An 18470-nucleotide genomic window follows, 5' to 3' on the forward strand; every position below is an offset into this window, starting at 1 on the left:
CCCGTCACCCAGAACGAACGCGATCGAGCTAGCGAACTTCTCCGCCTAGGAGCGATTCGAGAACGTCCTGGTCCAGTTCGCGCCCGAGTTCCAATACCTCCAGGGCTGCACTGCTCAGGTCTCTCAGCGATGCACCGCCGTCCGCAACAACGAGTCCTTCGTCGAAGCGAACTTCTAAGTCGACTAGACCGTCGCTGTTTCCAGCAGCATCGACCCGCACGGTGACGCGGTCAACGAAGTAGGCGTCGTCCAGCGATTGTGTGACGTCTTCGACATCCGCTCGGACGTCCGGACTCTCTTCTGCGGTGACGCGGACAGACCGACGGATCCCCTTGAGATCGATACTTCCAATTCGTCGATCTTCCAAGGTTGGCCGCACGCGGTCCCAGGAGAGACGCTCCCCGGTCGCTTCTTGAGCATCGTGCCACGGTGCGCCAGGTACAGACGCCGGCTGCCGATATCGACGCCAAGCGCGGCGTTCTCGAACGACCAACCGATCGGTCGTGAGCCTCCCGACTCTTCGGTGGGCACAACCAGACCGACATACCTACGCTTTGCCGACCAGCTGCTCGCGTTGGCATGCACCAGCGGGAAAACATCAAGGCCGGCGAGTTCCTGCCGGATGCCTTCAAAGTCCTCGAAAGTGAACAACGTGCCGATGTACTGCCAGAACGCGGTATTAGAGCGCGCACCCTCCTGGCGGAGCAACCATGGCAGGAGGATTCGCAACTCTGCCAGCGATAGCTGCCCTCCGACGCTCGGAGCAATGTGTTGCTCGTCGTCGAGCGCCAGCGAGATGAGTTCCGCCGTCCGTGTGATTCGAGCGGCAGCATCTTCCGCGAAGCTTTCAGCGATCAGCGTCTGCGCTGATTCTCCCGCTGGACTTGGCCCCTCGTCCATCTGCAGGAGCTGTTCGGCTCGTATGGGCCCAACGTGGCCGCGAGCACCGCGCAGGAAGTTTGCCTGCACAAGCGTCGTCAGGGGACGCTCGCGCACGGACTCGCGGGCTCCGATCACGTCAACGGCCGCAGTGTCGGTGACCAAGAGTCGCGAGCCAGCAGCTGGCGCAATATCGCGGTCGCGGGCCTCCTCGGTGGCAGGGCGAAGGGCGACGACCATGGCGTCCGCGTCGGCGAGGTAGCGCTCATCGTCGGCGTCGTCCACTGACTCGTACGAGTGGCGGAGGAACACCTCACGTTTTGCTCGCTCGCCGTCCCAGCTCACAACGAAATCGGGGATCGCGCTGTGATTGAAGTAGTGGGTGTCCTCGATCTTTGCCGTGCGGTCGAGTTGCTCAAGCTCGCTCGCCATCACTGCCTTGACTCGGCTGATGTACGCGCGAGGATCGGGGGTGTCTTCCGCGGACGCGAGGAGATCGGCGAGCGTCACAGTGTTGACTCCTTGCGCTTTAGTGCAGCCAAGACGATGTCAAGCTCTCGCCGGTCGAGTGAGAGCTCCGTCTGCTTCTTGTTGAACACCAGCACCCACGTGCGTGAGGCCACTACGTCGGCGAGATCCCGATCGATCGGAGCACCACCAAGGAGGCCATCATCCTCCGCCAGGGCTGCTTCGACCGCCGCGACGACGGAATCTCGGGTCGCGAGCTTGGACCACTGCGTCATCGGACCGAATGGGTGTGTGGTCACCCACACGAACTCCGCGTGCTCCTCACCCCAAATCCGGACTCCATAGGCGGTGGCGCTGTAACAGTTGACCAGGAACTCTTGAAACTGGCGGGCCTGATCCCCCGCGGAGCTGTAGTCCTTGTTCTCGACGTAGACCATCTGGCGGTCCCCCGTCAGGAACGACCCTGCAAGATCCCACCGTTTGATGGACCCATCGAGTAGCTGCAGCGAGCAGTAACGCGTGTTCTCGTAGACGTTCCACTGCAGCTCAATGAACGTCGTCGCTTCGAGCCAGCGTTTCACCGTCTGCACACCGCGACGGCCCTGCTCTTGAACAGCTTCGGCGGGCATGGTCCGGACAGTAAAGGAAGCAGGCAACGAACCGGGCTAGCCGCGCGGAGTTTCCCGAGCAGGGCTCGTAATTCGCGGGTAGTAGCCCCGAGCACGTCGTCTCAATAGCCGATCGGTTAGCGAGACACCCTCCACAAGAAGCGCGTGCCACTATCGGCGCATGACCACCCTCATCAGCGGTAACCCCGGTTCCGGGAAGTCGACTTTAACCGCGCATTTACGAAGGCGAGGGATCCATGCGTTGGATGCGGACTTTGTACCCGGTTTGGCCGCGTGGATGAACCCGGCCGGTGAGGTCGTGGGTGACGGCTCCCTTGAACCGACGCCCGAGTTGCTAGCAACGTGCTTCTGGGGATGGGCGTACCCACGGCTAAGCGAGGTCGTCCGAGAATTGGGCAAGGACGGAGTGCTTCTTGGGATCGCCGTCAACCAGTGGGACGCCACCGACTTGTTCGACCGTCTGGTGCTCCTTGAACTCGACACGGCAACTCAACGTGACCGAGTTGCGTCTCGCGATGTGCTCTTTCAGGAGCAGATAACGGCAGGCCTTCCCGTCATGCAGGCGCAAATGATCGCTCTCGGCGCCCATCGCATCGACGCAAGGCGGACTTCCGAAGAAGTCGCAAACGACGTTTGCCCTCCTCGGCTCCTGATCGTCAGCCGACCAGGCTCATGGCCCGCTCCGCGTCCGCTGCCCAATCCGCTACTGCGACTTGGAGGTAGTTGCGAGGTTGAGGGCGGTCCTGCCGATTTGGTCTTGGGTCTGCGGGCTGTGGTCGATGCGGTGGAGCCAGTCGCGGATGAGGGCTCCTGTTGTCTGGGGTTGTTCGAGGTGGAGGCTGTGTCCGGCTGCGTCGAGGATGGCGAAGCTGCCGCGGGGGTAGTGGTCGCGTAGTCGGAGGCCGTCTTCGAAGCCGACGACGTCGTCCTGCCTGCCGAACACGTGCAGGGAGGGTGCGGTGAACGGGTCGGGGTGTGCGGTTTCGGGGACCTGTGCGAGTGCGTAGTTGGCGGCGATACGGTCCATCACGGTGGTGTCGGATTCCTGGATGCCGGGGAGGATGTAGGCGAGAAAGGCCTGGTAGGTGGTGGCGTCTTGGATGACGCTGCCTTCCTCGAAGGCCGCACGGGTGTCGTCCGCGGCCGCGAGGACTGTGCCGTCCCGGTGGAGGACTGTCCGGGGTGGGAGAGTGCGGTGGGCGTGGGTGGGTTCGACCACACCTGCAAGGGTGGCGAGGCCGAGTATCTGGTGGCGTCGCTCGTGGGCGACGTGTCGGGCGAGCATGCCGCCGAAGCTGTGCCCGATGACCGCGAATGGCTCACCGTCAAGGTGGGCATCGATCTCGCCGACCAGCTCCGCGGCGACCTCGTCGGCGGTCGATGCGGTTGACAGGCCCGCGGCTGCCGGCGTCCAGGGCAGGTCAACGTAGATGCGCCGCCAGGGCTCGCCTTCGAGCATTTGTTCCAGCGGTAGCAGGCTGCGGTGATCGAGACCGAATCCGTGCACGGCGACGAGGGGGCGACCCTCACCTGACACCAGGCTGACGACCACAGCGACCTACGACCGTTCCGTCGGCGTGGGGCGCTTCGAGCTTGCTGGCGCGACCCTGCGCGGGGACCGTGTCGCCGAGCGGGGCGGGTTCTGACGGAGCCGCTCAGTGACCCGGCCCAGAATGCGGGCCAGATCGGCGGCATCCACATCGGTGATGTGCGCGAAAAGGAGTGCATGGACGGTGTCGATGTGTCCGGGGAACACGGCGGCGAGGACATCTCGGCCGGCATCGGTGAGGGACACGACGGTGCTGCGTTCATCCTCTGCCGACGTCGCCCGCGTCAAGAGGCCACGCTTTTCCAGGAGCTGCGCCTGGTAGGTGAGGCCGCTGCGACTGTAGACGACACCGTCGGCAAGATCCGTCATCCGAAGGCGCCCGTTCTCGGTGTCGCCCAGCCGCGCCAGCAGCTGGAACTGCACGTAACTGAGCCCTCCCGCGTCCTGGAGCTGCTTTTCGACCGAGGGCCGTAAAAGGGCGCCCACCTCGGTGAACGAGAGGTAGGCGCTCAGTTGCGTCGGTGTCAAAGTCTGGGGAGCCGAGGGCATTTCTCCATCCTACCTGTTGCTTCGAGTTCGAAGCAGTGGTACGGTCTTTCCAGTGCTTCGGATTCGAAGTAAATGAGTTTAGGAGATCATCATGAAGGCAGTGCAGTTCTACGAAGTCGGCGGACCCGAGGTGCTTCAATACGGCGACATCGAGCGGCCCGAACCGGCCGAAGGTGAAGTCCTCGTGCGCGTGGCGGCGTCTGCGTACAACGCGGCCGACAATGGCATGCGGGGTGGGTTCCTCCCCATCCCGGTGCAGTTGCCGCACATCCCCGGCTACGACGTGTCCGGTACCGTCGAAACCCTCGGCGCAGGTGTGACAGGTCTCGGCATCGGCGATGCGGTGATCGGGTTCCTCCCGATGGAACGCGACGGCGGGGCTGCCGAGTACGTGATCGCCCCAGCGGACGCCCTGGTGACGGCGCCGACGTCGATCCCCCTGGCCGATGCCGCAGCTCTCCCGTCCGTGGCGTTGACCGCCTGGCAGGCACTCTTCGACGACGCCCACCTCGAGGAAGGCCAGCGCGTCCTGATCGTCGGGGCCGGTGGGGTGGTGGGCAAGTACGCCATCCAGCTCGCCAAACGCGCCGGCGTGCATGTCATCGCCACCGCCAGCCCGCGCAGTGCCGACGCCGTCCGGACTGCCGGGGCCGATGAGATCATCGACCACACCCACACCGACATCCTCGAAGCGATCGACGGTCAGGTCGATGTGCTGCTGAATCTCGCCCCGATCGACCCCGAACAGTTCCAGGCATATGTCGCCGCGGTGCGCGACGGCGGGGCCGTGGTCAGCACCACCGCTTTCATGGCGACGCCCGGTGATGAGTCTCGGGGCGTCCGGGCCGCGACCGTGTTCGTCCTCCCCAACCGTGAACGCCTCACCGCGCTTGCCAAACTCGTCGACGACGGGCAGCTCACAGTCGAAGTCACCAGGCGTATCTCACTGACCGAACTCCAGGCCCTTCACGCCGAGGGGGCCGCAGGCCGGATCCCCGGCAAAGTCATCATCACCGTGTGAGTCGGGACGACATGGGCCCTGGGGTAGGCAGCGTTTCATTAAACGTTGATCTCGAGGGCTGAGGAAGTAAGCGCCCCAGGTCCAGGCGCCGGTTAGCCGATCAGTTCGTTGCCGCGTTACCCGAGGTGTTCCAATAGCCCATACCCACCGGGCACAGGACCGTGTGGGCGATGATGTAGATCAAAGAATGTCGGTGGGGGCGGTTATGGTCCGGCCATGGAAATGCTTCTTACGGGCATCGCAGCCCTTAGCGCAGCAATCGGCCTGGCCTTCATCGGACTTGTGGCGACCAAGGCGGCTGCTGGCCTTTGGGTCATAGTCACCGTCATCGGCCGCGGGATCTACTGGGCCACGATCGGCTGGTGGGTCAACCGCATAAGGCGCGCCGTCATGGGCTACTGAGGTGTCTCGATAGCCGATAAGCAGACGCGCCTAAAAGGGGGTTGCCCAACCGATTGGAGCCCCGTGACCATCCCCTCCCATGACTGCCCCAGGTGTCACTCGCACTCTTCCATGCACGCCAGCCTTGCCCCTGGTGCGGGAACGCCAGTGATCCACCGGTCATGCCTGCGTTGCGGCCATGGATACGACACCACTGAGGACTACTGGGCGATCAACGCGCTTCTCGCGCACGGGAGCTAACTCACACCGCTGATCAACGGTCACGCCTTCCGTCGCGAAATGAAAGCCAGTTACTGGGCACCTCGCCTTCTGGCCGTTGCCTCAGTTGCCGCCGGCGGGGTGGAGCACGACCTTGGTCCAGCCTTCGTCGCGGGCGTCGAAGTGCGTGTACGCGTCAGGTGCCTGCTCGAGGGGCAGGTTATGGCTGACGATGAACGACGGGCTGATCTTGTCCGCAGCGATCAGGTCGCGGAGTTGCCGGTTGTACTTCTTCACCGGGGCCTGTCCCGTTCCGACTGAAATGCCCTTGAACCACAGCAGGCCCCAGTCCAGGGCGAACTGGCCTTTCTGGGCGAGCTCGTCGGAGGAGTTCGGGTCCTCGGGAACGTAGACGCCGACGACACCGATGTGCCCGGTGAAGCGAACGGAAGCGATGAGGCGGTTCATGATGAGGTTGGGCACCTCCTTGCCGCCTTCTCCGTGGCCCTGGTACCCGACGCACTCGAGACCGGCGTCGACTCCGAGGCCGAGGGTCTGGTCCAGGACGAACTGCACCGGGTCGACCTTGGAGTCGTCGACCGCGATGGCCCCGACGGACTCGGCGAGCTTGAGCCGGTCGGCCTGGTGATCCACGATCATGACCTTGGCTGCGCCCTTGATCTGGCAGCTGAGGGCGGCCATGAGGCCCACGGGGCCGGCGCCGTAGATGACGACGCTGTCGCCGGGCTTGACCTGGGCGAGCTCCGCGGCGTGCCAGCCCGTGGGCAGGATGTCGGAGAGCATAACGTAGTCGTTCTCCTTCTCGACGGAGTCCTCGCCAAGACGAAGGGCGTTGAAGTCGCCGAAGGGCACACGCAGGAGTTCAGCTTGGCCGCCCTGGTAAGGACCCATGTCGGCGAAGCCGAAGGCGGCGCCGGCATAGGCGGGCTCCGGCTGCATCGTCAGGCAGTAGCTGGTCATGCCCTTCTCGCAGTTCTTGCAGTGCCCACACGCGATGTTGAAAGGCAAGACCACTCGCTCGCCGACCTTGACCTTGTCGACCCCGGAACCCACCTCAATGACTTCGCCAAGGTTCTCGTGTCCGAATGCACGTCCCGTCTCGAAGTCGGTCCGGCCCTCGTACATATGCAGGTCCGAGCCGCAGATGTTTGTGGCCGTGACCTTGATCAAGATGTCCGTGGGGGCTTCGATCTTCGCGTCCTCGACCTCGTCGACGCTGACGTTCTTCGGGCCATGGTAGATCAGTGCTCTCATCGTGGTTCTCCTCTTTTCGTTGTTTCCTGCGTCGATGCAGGAGGCTTCGTGTCGGTGGTCGTGGCTACGCGTCGTCACGCAGGGTGGAGGTGTCGATGACGTAGCGGAATCGCACGTCGCCCTGGACCATCGCGTCGAACGCGTCGTTGACGCCGAAGGCGGGGATGACCTGCACGTCAGGGGCTATGCCGTGCTCGGCACAGAAGTCCAGCACCTCCTGCGTCTCGGCCAGGGTGCCGATGAGTGAACCGCTTAGCGACAGACGCTTGAGCGAGACGGCGCCGAAGTCGATGCCGCCCTCGTGGATCGGCTCGAGCATGCCGACGGAGTGCAGTCGGCCGTCGTGCCGGAGCAAAGACAGGTAAGGGTTCATGTCGAACGCCGTCGGGATGGTCGACAGGACGAAGTCGAGGGTTCCCTCGGCAGCTGCGACGGCGTCGTCGTCGGTCATTACGATCGCGTTGGTGGCGCCGAGCTGCTTTGCCAGTTCGGCTTTCTCGGGCGTGGTGGTGAGCGCGACGACCTCGGCGCCGCGGGCGACGGCGATCTGCAGTCCGATGTGGCCGAGCCCGCCGATACCGGCAACGCCGACCTTCAGGCCGGCGCCGACGTCGAAGTGCTTCAGCGGTGCCCAGGTCGTCACTCCTGAGCAGAGGATCGGGGCGGCCTGCTCGCTGCTGATCGACTCGGGGATGCGCAGCACGAAGTGCTCGTTCACGACGATCTGGTCGGAGTACCCGCCGAAGGTGACCTCGCCGGTGTCGGGGTCCTTCGCGTTGTAGGTGAAGACCGCCGGGGGCTGCTGGTACTGCTCCTCGTCGACGCCGCGCTGATCGTCGCTGCCCCAGTACACGAGGCAGCCGACTCCGACGCGGTCACCCACGGAGAACCCGTCCACGGAGTCGCCGATCTCGGCGACGGTGCCGACGATCTCGTGACCGGGCATGCAAGGAAAGTTCGTCGCGAGCGGGCCGTCGAACTCGTCGCGGGCTTGGTGGACGTCGGAGTGGCACACGCCGCAGTGCGTGATGTCGATCAGGACGTCCTCGGCCCCGACCGGCGGCCGGTCGAACTCGAGGGGCGCGAGGGGAGTGGTGGCGTTGGGTGTGGCGTAGCCGATGTTCGTGGGCACGGGGCCTCCAAGGTGTCGGGGCGAGCTGTGCCCCGGATGGTAGACCCCGTGCTCAGGCCTGACCCGCTTCACTGCGCGAAGCGGATGACCGGTGCCTCGGCGGGGGACAGCTCTCAGGAACCTGTGCCGAGGTGCTGCCTAGCATCGCCGCCATGAGCGATCCACGAGCCCACCGGCCGATCAGCTACGACGACGACGTCGAGGCCCTGCTGCCCGACGAGGATTCGATCATCGAGCAGACCATCGTCACGATGCAGCGCACCATGGAGAAGACGTTCGAGGTCACCCGGCACGGCCACAGCGGTACGCACTCGAAGAGCCACGGTGTCGTCACGGGCCGGCTGGACGTCGCCGCCGACCTACCGCCCGAGCTCGCCCAAGGGATGTTCGCGGCGCCCGGCAGCTACGAGGTCGTCGTCCGCTACGCCAGCGAACCCGGGGGCATCGACCCGGACCAGGCCAAGCGGGCCCGTGGACTGGCGTTGAAGGTGCTCGACGTCCCCGGGGAGAAGCTGCGCGAGGGGTGGACCAGTCAGGACTTCCTGTTCAACACCTGGCCGATCATCCCGCAGGGCGACGCGAAGGTGTACCTGGACGCCATCACCGCGCGCCACGAACACCACGGCAACCACGCCGCGACCGTGGCCGCGACGAGCCTGAAGCACCCGGCCCCGAAGGGGCTCACCTTCGACCGAACCCCCGCGATCGACGTCATGGCGCACAGCTACTACTCGCAAGGTGCGTTTCGCTTCGGCGACCACGTCGCCAAGTTCGCCATGATCCCGGTCGCGGCCCAGCAGCTGGATCTCGTCGACCACGAGGTGGGCAGGGAGGACCCGCCCAGTGTCCTTTCGGAATGGGTGCAGGAGTACTTCAGCCGTCAGGAGGCGCGGTACGAGTTGCGGGTGCAACTGAACGTCGACCTCGAAGCGATGCCCGTCGAGGACGCGTCTGTCGAGTGGGACGAGCAGCTCAGCCCCTACCGCACCGTCGCGACGGTCACCCTGCCGCCCCAGGCGTCTTTCAGCCCCGAACGTCGAGTGTTCGCCGAGGACGTCATGTCGTGGCGCCCCTGGTTCGGACTGGCCGCGTTCCGGCCTCTGGGTTCGATCAACCGGGTCCGCCGCGCGGGGTACGAGCGCCTCGGCGCCTGGCGCCACGAGAAGAACGCGCGGACCGAGGTCGACCCGCTGACCCTGGCCGACGTCCCCGACTGACGACCGCCTTCCGGCCTCGTCGCCGGACGGATCGAGCACCCGACGAGATCGAAGGAGATCCCCTTGCAGTACCTGAAGTACACCCCCGACGTCGAACAGATCCAGCCTGGTGAGGACGAGGACATCGCCGCTGTCCGTGAGATCTTCGAGGAGGTCCGCGCCCTCGCGTTCGAGAAGCACCGTCACGGCCTCCGGGACGCGCACGCGAAGAGCCACGGCGTGCTTCGCGGCACGCTCGCCGTGGCCGACGACCTGCCCGTCGAGCTCGCCCAGGGGCTGTTCTCGACGGATGGCGAGCACCCGGTCGTCATCCGGTTCTCCACCGCGCCCGGCGATATCGTCTCTGACGGCATCGGTGCCGCGTTCGGCATGGCGATCAAGGTCCTTGACGTCGACGGCGACAAGGTCCTCTTCGGTGACCCGCAGGCACGAACGCAGGACTTTTTGCTGGTCAACCACCCGACCATCTCGTCAGGAGACGTCCACACGTACCGCCGCGACCAGGCGGTGCTGCTTTCGACGTCGAAAGCCCCCGAGGGCGTGCAACTGGCGGCGACCACCGTCCTCCGGGGTGCTGCGGACGCCCTCCGCAAGGTCGGCATCGACAAGACAGGGGGCCCCGCCGGACAAGCCAAGCCCCACGTCAACCTCCTCGGTGAGAGCTACTACTCACAAGGCGCCCTCCGCTACGGCGATCACGTCGCGAAGGTCGCTGCCGTGCCGGCGTCTCCACACCTCCGCGCGCTCACGGGCCAGCACGTGTCGATCAGGGAAGCGTCCGCCTACCGCGACCTCACGAGCGAGTTCTTCACCGGACAGGGCGCGGTCTGGGAACTCCGCGTCCAGCTCGCGACGAACCTCGACCAGACACCGATTGAGGACGCGTCCGTCGAGTGGCCCGAGGACGTGATCCCGTACCGGACGGTGGCGACGATCACCGTCGAGGCCCAGGACACCTACTCGACCGAACGAAGGGTCTTCGCCGACGACGAACTCTCGTTCAATCCCTGGCACTGCCTGGTCGAGCACCGGCCCCTCGGATCGATCCAACGGGTCCGTCGCCCCGTGTACGCCGACTCCGTCGAGGATCGCGGCCACCTCAACGCACGGACGCCGCGTGAACCCGACACCATCGACGATCTACCGGCATGACGGGAAGTACGGTCGTGCCCGCATTCGCTCGGTCCGATCGTGCCGTCGAGGGTGTCGTGTGGCCGCGTGCCATCGAGTCGGGGGCCTCTCCGGTAGACGATCGTTGACCGCGACCCATCCTGCTGAGATGCTTCCTGGAACCGGTCGAGGTCGTCATGTTCGAAGAACGCGGGTGGTTCGCTGAGGCTGACGCGAGAGCGCACAGGCCCGCCGACTCGGTGAACGATGTGGATCATCGTGGAGATGCTCCCCGAACCGAGCACCGGCCTGAACCGGTCCGCCTTCGCCCACTCGACCGCCTCTTGCGCGGTTTTCCTTGGCATGACCGGGTTCAGCGACCGCGTCGTTAGCTAGCAACCCGCGTCTGCCCGATAGACGATCGGTTCGCGGACACGCAGTAACGCCAAGCCGGGTCTGCTCTCTTGCTGGTATTTCGTTGCGGGGTCAGATGTCCAGCTCGGGGAGCGGCTGGTCGGTGTCTGCGATGTGGGTGAATCTCGCGGCGATGGGCTTGAGGGGTTTGGAAAGCAGGATTCGGTCGGCGAGGCGCCGGCTGGCGAGGCCGACGCGGGTCTGCGGGTAGGCGAAGCTGATCATGGCTTTGGGGATTTTTTGCACGTTGTCGACGAGGGGGCGGAGCCAGTCGTCGACGTCTTGCAGAGCGGCGTCGAGTCGTCCGCGGTCGTGGATGCCGTCGCCGAGCTTGTGGAGGTTGGCGGCGAGAATGTATCCGGCGGTCAGGGCGAGGGATGCGCCGCCGCCGCCCATGGGGGTGACGCACCAGGCGGCGTCGCCGAGAATCGCGACGCGGCCGCGACGCCAGGAACGCATCCGTATCTGCGTCAGCTCGTCCATGTACACGTCAGGGGAGTCCTCAAACCCGTCGAGGACGCGCGACGCCTGCCAGCCGGCGTCGGCGTAGCGGGAGCGGAGGCGCTTCTTCACGTCGTCGCGGTCCCGACCTATGAGTTTGTCATCGCCAGCGAACGCGAGGATGGCACGCGTGGTGCCGTAGGGGTCGGGGCGGAGGTGGATTTGGCGACCACGGACGGCGTTGTACCACCGCCACGTGTCGTCATCGGTAGGGACCCTGGGAATGGTGCCGAACACCATCGTCACCCCGAAGTCGCGGACGTCGACATCGGTGTCCCGGCCGAATACGAGGTCGCGTGTGAAGGAGCGGACGCCCTCGGCGATGACCAGCAGGTCAGCTGCCAGCGATTCGCCTGCTGATGTGCCGACGCGCACGGGTCCGTCGGTGAAGTCGTCGACCGTGTCGATGCTCTGCCCGTAGAGGAACTGGATATCGTCCGGTAGCGCATCAAGGAGGACCTTTGCAAAATCGCCGCGAAGGACTTCGAGCTCCGCTGTAGCCCCGTCCGAGTCATCGGAGGGCAGCGTCGCGACGGTCCGGCCGTCGGCGTCAACGATGATGGTTCCCGTCTCGGTGGTGTTGCGGGCTTTGATGGCGTCGACCAAGCCCATCCGGTCAAGAACGTCGTGGGCGACACCGCGGATATCAACGTTCTGGCCGCCGTCGCGGAACGAATCCGCGCGCTCGATTACGGTCACGTCCCAGCCGACCCTGCTCAGCCAGAAAGCGGCGGACAGGCCGGCGATGCTCGCACCGGAGATGATGACCCGAGGAGTGGACACGATGCGCCGCCTTTCCTGTCGGGCGCTCTACCCGTTCAGGCTTTACAGTAAAGCGACCCGATCGTGAGAGGAAGAGGAATGGGCATACCCCGGCCGTTGACAACGGGTTGGTCCAAGACACAGGTCGAGGTCATGCGTCGGCTCGGTGACTGGGCAGTCGCGTTCAACGAGCTCAACGGGCACCTGTCGAGGTGGATGCGATTACCGACGGCGGACGCGAACGCTCTCGGGCAGATCGTGTGGGCGGAGCAGTCCGGACAGCCACTCTCTCCTGCACGGCTTGCGCAGCTGATCGGGATGACCACCGGGGCGACATCGGTACTCATCGACCGGCTCGAGGCTGCCGGACACGTGAAGAGAACTCGGGAGGAACGTGACCGTCGCCGTGTCAGTCTTCGTCCGACCGTGCTCGCGAAGGCTGAAAGCGATCGTTTCCTGGCCTTTGCTGGTCAGGAGATCGCACGACTACTCTTCGAAGCTCGCGTGGAGGACGTGCGAATTGCCGCCGACTTTCTTGCCCACATGACGGAGGCCGCCGCTACCGCCAACAGTCGTTTGCGGCGGAACCCCGGCGCTGCCGGTGAATCGGTGACACCCGACGACCCGGACGACACAAGCTCACGCCCAACATTCGCGTTTCGCCGCAGGTGATCGCAGGCTCTTCGCCAGCTTCAGCGCAGGACGTCCCAATTGCCGGGGACAAGCCGACAATCTGCAGGCGTAGCCGTTGGAGTCGAAGTCCACCCTTGCGAAGTGCACCTGCTGGCCAACATGGCCAAGAGGTCGCCCCTGAGGAGTTTGTCCCGGGGATGAGCCGCCGCGGCCCATCCCCGGCCGGAACCCCAATCCTGATCCGTATCGAGGTTCTCTCAGTCTGGATCAAACTCGGTGGTCTGGAAAGGCCCCAAGCTACGGATAGTCGTGCCCCCGCGGGAATCCCGCGGGGGCACACATTGAGACGATGGGAGAAGGCGACGGGTCCGGATCAGAGGAACCAGGGCTTCTAGGCCACGTCGCCAATGGGTGTCGAGTAACCAGCTCGACAAGACCACCGTATGCCTGTTCCAAAGTGAAATCCAGAGTGCCGACCATACGAGACCGGAGTCGACAGAATTAGTTGTCGAGGTCCCACACGGGTGGTGTGTAGGTGCGGGACCAGCCGTCGCGAAGGCGTGTCGTTGCCCGGTCGTATGCGTCGAGGAGCTGCATTCCAGGGCGAACCATTGCTTGGAGTTGTAGGCCCTCATAGAGCGCGATGAGTTGTTCGGCTCCTCGAGCAGGTTGCATCGTGGCCAGCTCAAGACCCGACGCGATGTCCTTCGCCAGTTGCGTCATGATAGTGGTGTGGAAGCGCCGCCACGTTTCCTGCAGCCAGGGAGCGAGCGGGTGATCAGGAGTGGCGGCGATGTTGACCAGTGCGGCCAGGAAGCGCATCAGTCCCGGATCATCAATGTTGGATCGCACTAATGCTCGAAGATAGGCGATGGTGCCGGCTTGTTCGCGAGCTGCTGTCACAGGCCCCATGCGACGTCCCGACCAGAGGTCCACGGTAGCCATCAGGACTTCGTCCCAGGTGGCGAATTCTTCTCTGACACGAGTCACCGGTAGTCCCGCCTCGGCTGCGAGGACCTCGAAAGAGGTCTCGTGGAATGCGTGGCTTCGAAACATCGCAATGGCGGCCTCAACGACAAGGTGCCGATTTCCACCCAATGGCAAGGCGGTGGCTTTGTCCTGGCCCAGGGCGCCTCCTCGTTGCGCGGGTGTGGCAGCCGGATCGGTCATGCGACGACATTAGGCCCTAGATCCGCTTCGGCTCGCGGACCAGGCGACGGATATCTTATGGCAACAACGATGAGATGCCGTGGCACGTGTAGCGCAAAGGAATCGATCACGTACGCGTTGCGGCCGCGTCGATGGCCGTTGCAGCCTGACGGAGGTAGTCGATGAGGCGGGAATCGAACACCTCGGGAGAGCTTCTAACTGCGTCTTCGATCGCGGTGTTGTACAGCCCCAGGATGGCGTCGTTGGCCTCGCGCCCGAGCGTCGTGACGGCCAGGAGCTGGCTGCGCCTATCGGTGGGGTGGACTCGCCTTTCCAGGTGGCCGGACTTCTCGAGACGGTCGACCATGGCGGTGATCGCGCCAGTGGAGAGGTCCAGCTCCCCGGCGAGCTGCTTCGGGGTGCAGTTCTCCGTGGAGGCCACAAGGTAAATGGCTGTGAGCTCGCCGGTGGAGAAGCCGAGGTCATGGGCAAGACGGTGCCGGATGCGCCGGTGCGAGGAGTCAATCTCCACCAAAGCAACGGTGAGCGCCTGGACCGCGGACGCGATCTCGGCAGGGGCGGGTTTCGGGGTTCGGGTCGTGGAGGTCATCCATGTTCTCTCTGATCAATGGGCCATCCGTGGCCGCCCATTCAGGGTAAGGACGTGGCACGGGTTTCGGGGAGACCCCCTAAGAGGGGACTTGGCTCACTCATCAAACTAAATGATCATTGAGCTAACGCACCACCGAATCACCTGGCAAACGACTTACAAGACGCCCAAGCGGACAGGCAGTCGAACAGGTCACCACCCCCACCTACTTAGTGTCCCACTCACTTTTGGAGCCCGTCTCGTGTCGAACCTCACCCCCGTCAAGGTCAAGCGCATCCGCTTCGCCCCCATCGCCCTAGCGACCGGCGTCCTCGCCGCTGTTCTCCTCTCGGTCACCATGACGGGCACCCTGTCCGGGTTCGCTGCGCAGATCACCAACTCCACCAATACCGCCGCGACGGGTGCGTTGACAATGCAGGAGCAGAACTCCGGCGCGACTGTCACCTGCACCTCAACCGACGGCGGCTCGGTGTCCAACAACACCGCCACCTGCTCCACGATAAACAAGTTCGGCGGGTCGACCACGATGATCCCCGGGCAGACCGTCACGACGGCCATCACGATCAAGAACACCGGCACCGTGGCCGCGAGCACATTCACGCTGACCCCCGGTGCGACCTGCGCCCAGTCGAACTCCGGCAGCGCTAACGGCACCGCCACTGACCTGTGCGCGAAGCTGTCCGTCGTGATCACCAACACGACCGCCAACACGGTCGTCTACTCGGGCACGCTCGCCGCCCTCGCCGGCACCTCCGCGTACACGCTCCCCGCAGTCGCCGCTGGCGGCACCACCGGCTTCAGCTTCGCTGTGACACTCGCCTCCTCGGCCGGCAACACCTACCAGGGCCTGCAGGCATCGCTGCCGCTCGTCTGGAACTACGCCAGCTAGTCATCCCCCGCTTAACCCCGGGCAGGGGCTCCGCCGAAATGGAGCCCCTGCCCCGCCCGCTTGACAAGGACGAAAAAACGTGACCGACATCCGAGACACCACCCCGGACGAGGCGGCACCCGCGTCGACGGTGGTTCGTCCGGACACCATGTCGGCCACGCTGGCCCCGCAACCGATCAGTCTCGAGCAGATCACCCCGCGGCCTCGCCGCAGCATCCTCGTCACAGTCCTGTCCGCGCTTGTCGCTGTGGGCGCGACCACTCTGATCACGGCAGCTTTTTTGTTTCACCTGCATGGTGGGTCGTGGTTCATCGTGAAAACCCCGTCGATGGGGACCGCAGCCCCGGTGGGCAGCCTCGTCCTCACCACCCCCACCACCGTGCAGGATCTGGTAGTCGGCGACGTGATCGCGTTCCACCCGCCCACCGACACCGGCGAAACGTACACGCACCGCATCATCAAGATCAGCGGCGGCCTGCTGAGCACTCGGGGTGACATCAATGGCGCCACCGACCCGTGGCAGCTCTCCGACCAGAACCTCATCGGCCACGCCACAACCATCCTTCCTGGGCTGGGCTGGCTGATCCGGGGTCTTCCGATCGTGCTTCTTGGCATCGTCATCGTGTTCCTCGCCACCTCGCGGGTCACGAGCGCTACCCGCAAAAGCGCTTACCGGATCTCGGGAATGTCCCTGGCCGTGTCGGTTGCCGCGTTCGTCCTGAAACCCTTCACCGGTGTCGTCGTCGAGGAGGTCACCACCACCGGCGGCCACCCAGGCGCGACCGTCGTGTCCACCGGGCTTCTCCCCATCCGCGTCCAGGCCCTCCATGGCACCCACGCCGACCTTCTCACCGGGCAGGTCGGACACGTCACCGTTCCCGCCTCCGCCCACCAAGCGTTCTACAGTCTCTCCACCGGACTGCACTTGAGCTTCTGGGGATGGGTCATCCTGATCGGGGTGTGCTGCGTGCCGCTGATGTGGACCATGATCGTGGGACTGCCCCCGAAAGACGAGAACAACGCGTGAACACGACACCAGATCGCAGGCGCGGGCCGAAAGATCGCCCATCACGCATACGCTTGGCGTTTCTGCTGGCAGCTGTCGCCGCCCTCACCGTCGCCGCCCTGTGGGCCATGACCGGGTCGACCCCGTTCACCATCGCCGGGTTCACCGCGAAGATCAGCAACGGCACCAACACGGTCGCCACCGCCCCGTACTTCAAGTGCTCAGCGGCCGAAGCTGCCGACGCCTCTGGGTCCCTGTTCCAGTACTACCTCAACGAAGCATCAGGATCGACGACCGCGACCGACAGCGACGGCAACTCAGCCAACGGCACCTACCAGGGCACCATGACCACCAGCACGACCACCCCGATCGCCTGCTCGAGAGACACTGGCGGCGCCTATGTGTTGAACGGCACCTCAAGCTTCGTGTCCACCCCAACGTCTTACGCGAACCCGACCACTTTCAGCGAGGAAGTGTGGTTCAAGACCACTGTCGCCGGCGGACTCCTTATCGGCTTCGGCAGCAACCAGGTGAAAGTCTCCGGTCAACACGACCGACAGATCTACCTCAACACCACCGGCCAGCTCGTGTTCGGCACCTACAACTCCGCGGTGCAAGTTGTCACCTCACCCAAGACATACAACGACGGCAGCTGGCACCACGTCGCCTCCACGATGTCGGCGTCAACCGGGATGCGCCTCTACGTCGACGGGGCCCTCGTCGCCTCCAATACCGCCTACACCACCCCCGAGAACGCCACCGGGTACTTCCGCATCGGCTACGACACCACCTCCGGCTGGCCCGGAACGGCCAGCAACTACTACTTCACTGGTCAGATGCGATACGCCGCCGTGTACTCCACCGTCCTCACCGCCCAGCAAATCTCTAACCACTACGCCGCCGGCCAATAACCGCCCCACCAGGCCTACCCGGATCAGGAAAATCACCATGAGCACAACAGCGCTGACGGCCCCTACCGGCATCGACGAATCCGACCTCCTCGAGCTCCTCGGCGCCTACCAGCACCTGCAGGCTCAAAACCTGCGCATGAGCACCCACCTCGCCAGCGGACTCGGACTCAGCGCCACGGACCTGCGAGTGCTGCTGTTCTTATTCCGCAACATCGACGTCTCCCCGGAAGACCTCGCCGATCTTCTGGAGCACACCACCGGATCCATCACCGCACTAGTCGACCGACTTGAACGATCCGGTCACCTGCAGCGACGCCCTCACCCCACCGACCGTCGCAAGCAAACAATCCACCTCACCGAGGTGGGCCTGCGGGCAGTACACCACGTCCGCGACAGCTACCAGGACGCATTCGAGGGCATCTACACCGATCCCGCAATGCGCGCTGCCGCCAACGTTCTTCGTACCCTGGGAAATGCTCTGAAGCCAACTCCCGACGACAATCTCAGTCCACGATCACATCACAACAACGCCTGACATCCCTCGATCGCCGATGTCGTGGGAACAAAACGGCCGTGGGCTACCGGCCATGGACCGTCGCCCCTGTCGCCGGGGTGAGACTGCCGCTGTCGGAATGCCGGAACTGCACCTGAGACCTTGAGCGGGGTAAGGAGTTGACTCATGGCGCCCTGGCGTCCGGGCGTTCATCAAGACCTTTCCTCTATTCCCGTTCAACTGCGGAATGCATGTCGGCGTTCGAGACTCGCATCAACGGGTGATCGACATAGCGTTAAGCGGAGGAGCACGTTGGAAGCGCCTTCGAGGCTTGCGATCGACTTACGGGGCATTTGGGTGATTCAAGCACCCGAGAAGTTCGAGACGTTCGCCCGTGCGGTGTCATGCGGCGTGGAATGCCACACGCGACCGCAACCTCCCACCAATAGATTTGGGTTCGCGTGGAGGCGTACCTGGGCGGTGACCCACATGACGGTTGCTTTCACCCGGCCGGCAGGGCGACCTGGATCTGACCGTCCCATTTTCTATGGCTGACGGGCGGGAGGCCGGCCCTCTCCCAACAGGGACGGGGCACCAAGGCAGTTTTCTTCAGCCAAGCGCCCCGTCCCCGTTGGAGGAGGAGCTGGTGGGGGGGGGGGGGGGGCCACCCCCC

Annotated in this window: 19 protein-coding genes; 9 read left to right on the top strand and 10 right to left on the bottom strand. The window is 64.7% G+C overall.

All coding sequences use genetic code 11. The features are described 5' to 3' along the window. Positions 1-183 precede the first annotated feature (183 nt). The 5 genes from AC07TY_RS08520 to AC07TY_RS08540 all read right to left on the bottom strand — a co-directional run bounded on the left by AC07TY_RS08520 (position 184) and on the right by AC07TY_RS08540 (position 4074). Entirely contained in the window at positions 184-1389 is a 1206-nt protein-coding gene (locus AC07TY_RS08520; protein WP_494785022.1) for a hypothetical protein, read from the bottom strand. Beyond that, on the bottom strand, positions 1386-1976 hold the full coding sequence (locus AC07TY_RS08525) for a hypothetical protein (RefSeq protein ID WP_494785023.1): 591 nt from the start codon (positions 1974-1976) through the stop codon (positions 1386-1388). Before AC07TY_RS08525 ends, AC07TY_RS08520 begins: the two co-directional genes overlap by 4 nt. Before the next feature lie 370 nt (positions 1977-2346). Then, positions 2347-2565 carry a hypothetical protein gene (locus tag AC07TY_RS08530; RefSeq protein ID WP_494785024.1) on the bottom strand — a complete coding sequence of 73 codons (219 nt, stop codon included), beginning with the start codon at positions 2563-2565 and terminating at the stop codon, positions 2347-2349. A gap of 114 nt (positions 2566-2679) precedes the next feature. Next, positions 2680-3528, bottom strand: a complete 849-nt coding sequence (locus AC07TY_RS08535) for an alpha/beta fold hydrolase (protein ID WP_494785025.1) — start codon at positions 3526-3528, stop codon at positions 2680-2682. Positions 3529-3534: 6 nt separating this feature from the next. Beyond that, complete coding sequence (locus AC07TY_RS08540) at positions 3535-4074, bottom strand: MarR family winged helix-turn-helix transcriptional regulator (protein ID WP_494785026.1); 540 nt, start codon at positions 4072-4074, stop codon at positions 3535-3537. 91 nt (positions 4075-4165) lie between these two features. Here AC07TY_RS08540 and AC07TY_RS08545 point away from each other — a divergent pair, with 91 nt between their 5' ends. Both AC07TY_RS08545 and AC07TY_RS08550 read left to right on the top strand, forming a co-directional pair. Next, positions 4166-5095: an NADP-dependent oxidoreductase gene (locus tag AC07TY_RS08545; protein ID WP_494785027.1), complete on the top strand. Its 930-nt coding sequence runs from the start codon at positions 4166-4168 to the stop codon at positions 5093-5095. A 216-nt stretch (positions 5096-5311) separates the two neighbouring features. Continuing rightward, on the top strand, positions 5312-5497 hold the full coding sequence (locus AC07TY_RS08550; RefSeq protein ID WP_494785028.1) for a hypothetical protein: 186 nt from the start codon (positions 5312-5314) through the stop codon (positions 5495-5497). A 321-nt stretch (positions 5498-5818) separates the two neighbouring features. On the opposite strand, the gene AC07TY_RS08555 is transcribed toward AC07TY_RS08550, so the two are convergent. Both AC07TY_RS08555 and AC07TY_RS08560 read right to left on the bottom strand, forming a co-directional pair. Continuing rightward, positions 5819-6970 carry a glutathione-independent formaldehyde dehydrogenase gene (locus AC07TY_RS08555; RefSeq protein WP_494785029.1) on the bottom strand — a complete coding sequence of 384 codons (1152 nt, stop codon included), beginning with the start codon at positions 6968-6970 and terminating at the stop codon, positions 5819-5821. A 64-nt stretch (positions 6971-7034) separates the two neighbouring features. Next, positions 7035-8102, bottom strand: coding sequence for an NAD(P)-dependent alcohol dehydrogenase (locus AC07TY_RS08560; protein WP_494785030.1), 1068 nt, complete (start codon positions 8100-8102; stop codon positions 7035-7037). A 152-nt stretch (positions 8103-8254) separates the two neighbouring features. Here AC07TY_RS08560 and AC07TY_RS08565 point away from each other — a divergent pair, with 152 nt between their 5' ends. Both AC07TY_RS08565 and AC07TY_RS08570 read left to right on the top strand, forming a co-directional pair. After that, positions 8255-9319 (top strand): catalase family protein, encoded by a 1065-nt coding sequence (locus tag AC07TY_RS08565; RefSeq protein ID WP_494785031.1) that lies wholly within the window; start codon positions 8255-8257, stop codon positions 9317-9319. Between the two features lie 63 nt (positions 9320-9382). Next, on the top strand, positions 9383-10471 hold the full coding sequence (locus tag AC07TY_RS08570; RefSeq protein WP_494785032.1) for a catalase family protein: 1089 nt from the start codon (positions 9383-9385) through the stop codon (positions 10469-10471). Positions 10472-10915: 444 nt separating this feature from the next. Here AC07TY_RS08570 and AC07TY_RS08575 read toward each other — a convergent pair whose 3' ends face one another. Continuing rightward, positions 10916-12127 (bottom strand): FAD-dependent monooxygenase, encoded by a 1212-nt coding sequence (locus AC07TY_RS08575; protein ID WP_494785033.1) that lies wholly within the window; start codon positions 12125-12127, stop codon positions 10916-10918. Between the two features lie 78 nt (positions 12128-12205). Here AC07TY_RS08575 and AC07TY_RS08580 point away from each other — a divergent pair, with 78 nt between their 5' ends. Further along, the gene (locus AC07TY_RS08580; RefSeq protein ID WP_494785034.1) at positions 12206-12778 is read left to right on the top strand and encodes a MarR family transcriptional regulator; all 573 of its coding nucleotides are present in this window, start codon (positions 12206-12208) and stop codon (positions 12776-12778) included. 462 nt (positions 12779-13240) lie between these two features. Here AC07TY_RS08580 and AC07TY_RS08585 read toward each other — a convergent pair whose 3' ends face one another. Continuing rightward, positions 13241-13909, bottom strand: a complete 669-nt coding sequence (locus tag AC07TY_RS08585; RefSeq protein WP_494785035.1) for a TetR/AcrR family transcriptional regulator — start codon at positions 13907-13909, stop codon at positions 13241-13243. 106 nt (positions 13910-14015) lie between these two features. Further along, entirely contained in the window at positions 14016-14498 is a 483-nt protein-coding gene (locus AC07TY_RS08590) for a MarR family winged helix-turn-helix transcriptional regulator (protein ID WP_494785036.1), read from the bottom strand. Between the two features lie 241 nt (positions 14499-14739). On the opposite strand from AC07TY_RS08590, the gene AC07TY_RS08595 reads away from it, so the two are divergent. The 4 genes from AC07TY_RS08595 to AC07TY_RS08610 all read left to right on the top strand — a co-directional run bounded on the left by AC07TY_RS08595 (position 14740) and on the right by AC07TY_RS08610 (position 17839). Further along, positions 14740-15387: a hypothetical protein gene (locus AC07TY_RS08595; RefSeq protein WP_494785037.1), complete on the top strand. Its 648-nt coding sequence runs from the start codon at positions 14740-14742 to the stop codon at positions 15385-15387. Positions 15388-15466: 79 nt separating this feature from the next. Next, complete coding sequence (locus tag AC07TY_RS08600) at positions 15467-16414, top strand: S26 family signal peptidase (RefSeq protein ID WP_494785038.1); 948 nt, start codon at positions 15467-15469, stop codon at positions 16412-16414. Positions 16415-16467: 53 nt separating this feature from the next. Then, the gene (locus tag AC07TY_RS08605) at positions 16468-17304 is read left to right on the top strand and encodes a LamG domain-containing protein (RefSeq protein WP_494785039.1); all 837 of its coding nucleotides are present in this window, start codon (positions 16468-16470) and stop codon (positions 17302-17304) included. A gap of 37 nt (positions 17305-17341) precedes the next feature. After that, positions 17342-17839 carry a MarR family winged helix-turn-helix transcriptional regulator gene (locus AC07TY_RS08610; RefSeq protein WP_494785040.1) on the top strand — a complete coding sequence of 166 codons (498 nt, stop codon included), beginning with the start codon at positions 17342-17344 and terminating at the stop codon, positions 17837-17839. Positions 17840-18470 lie beyond the last annotated feature (631 nt).

Source organism: Frondihabitans sp. GW821-FHT04F02 (genome assembly GCF_059420045.1).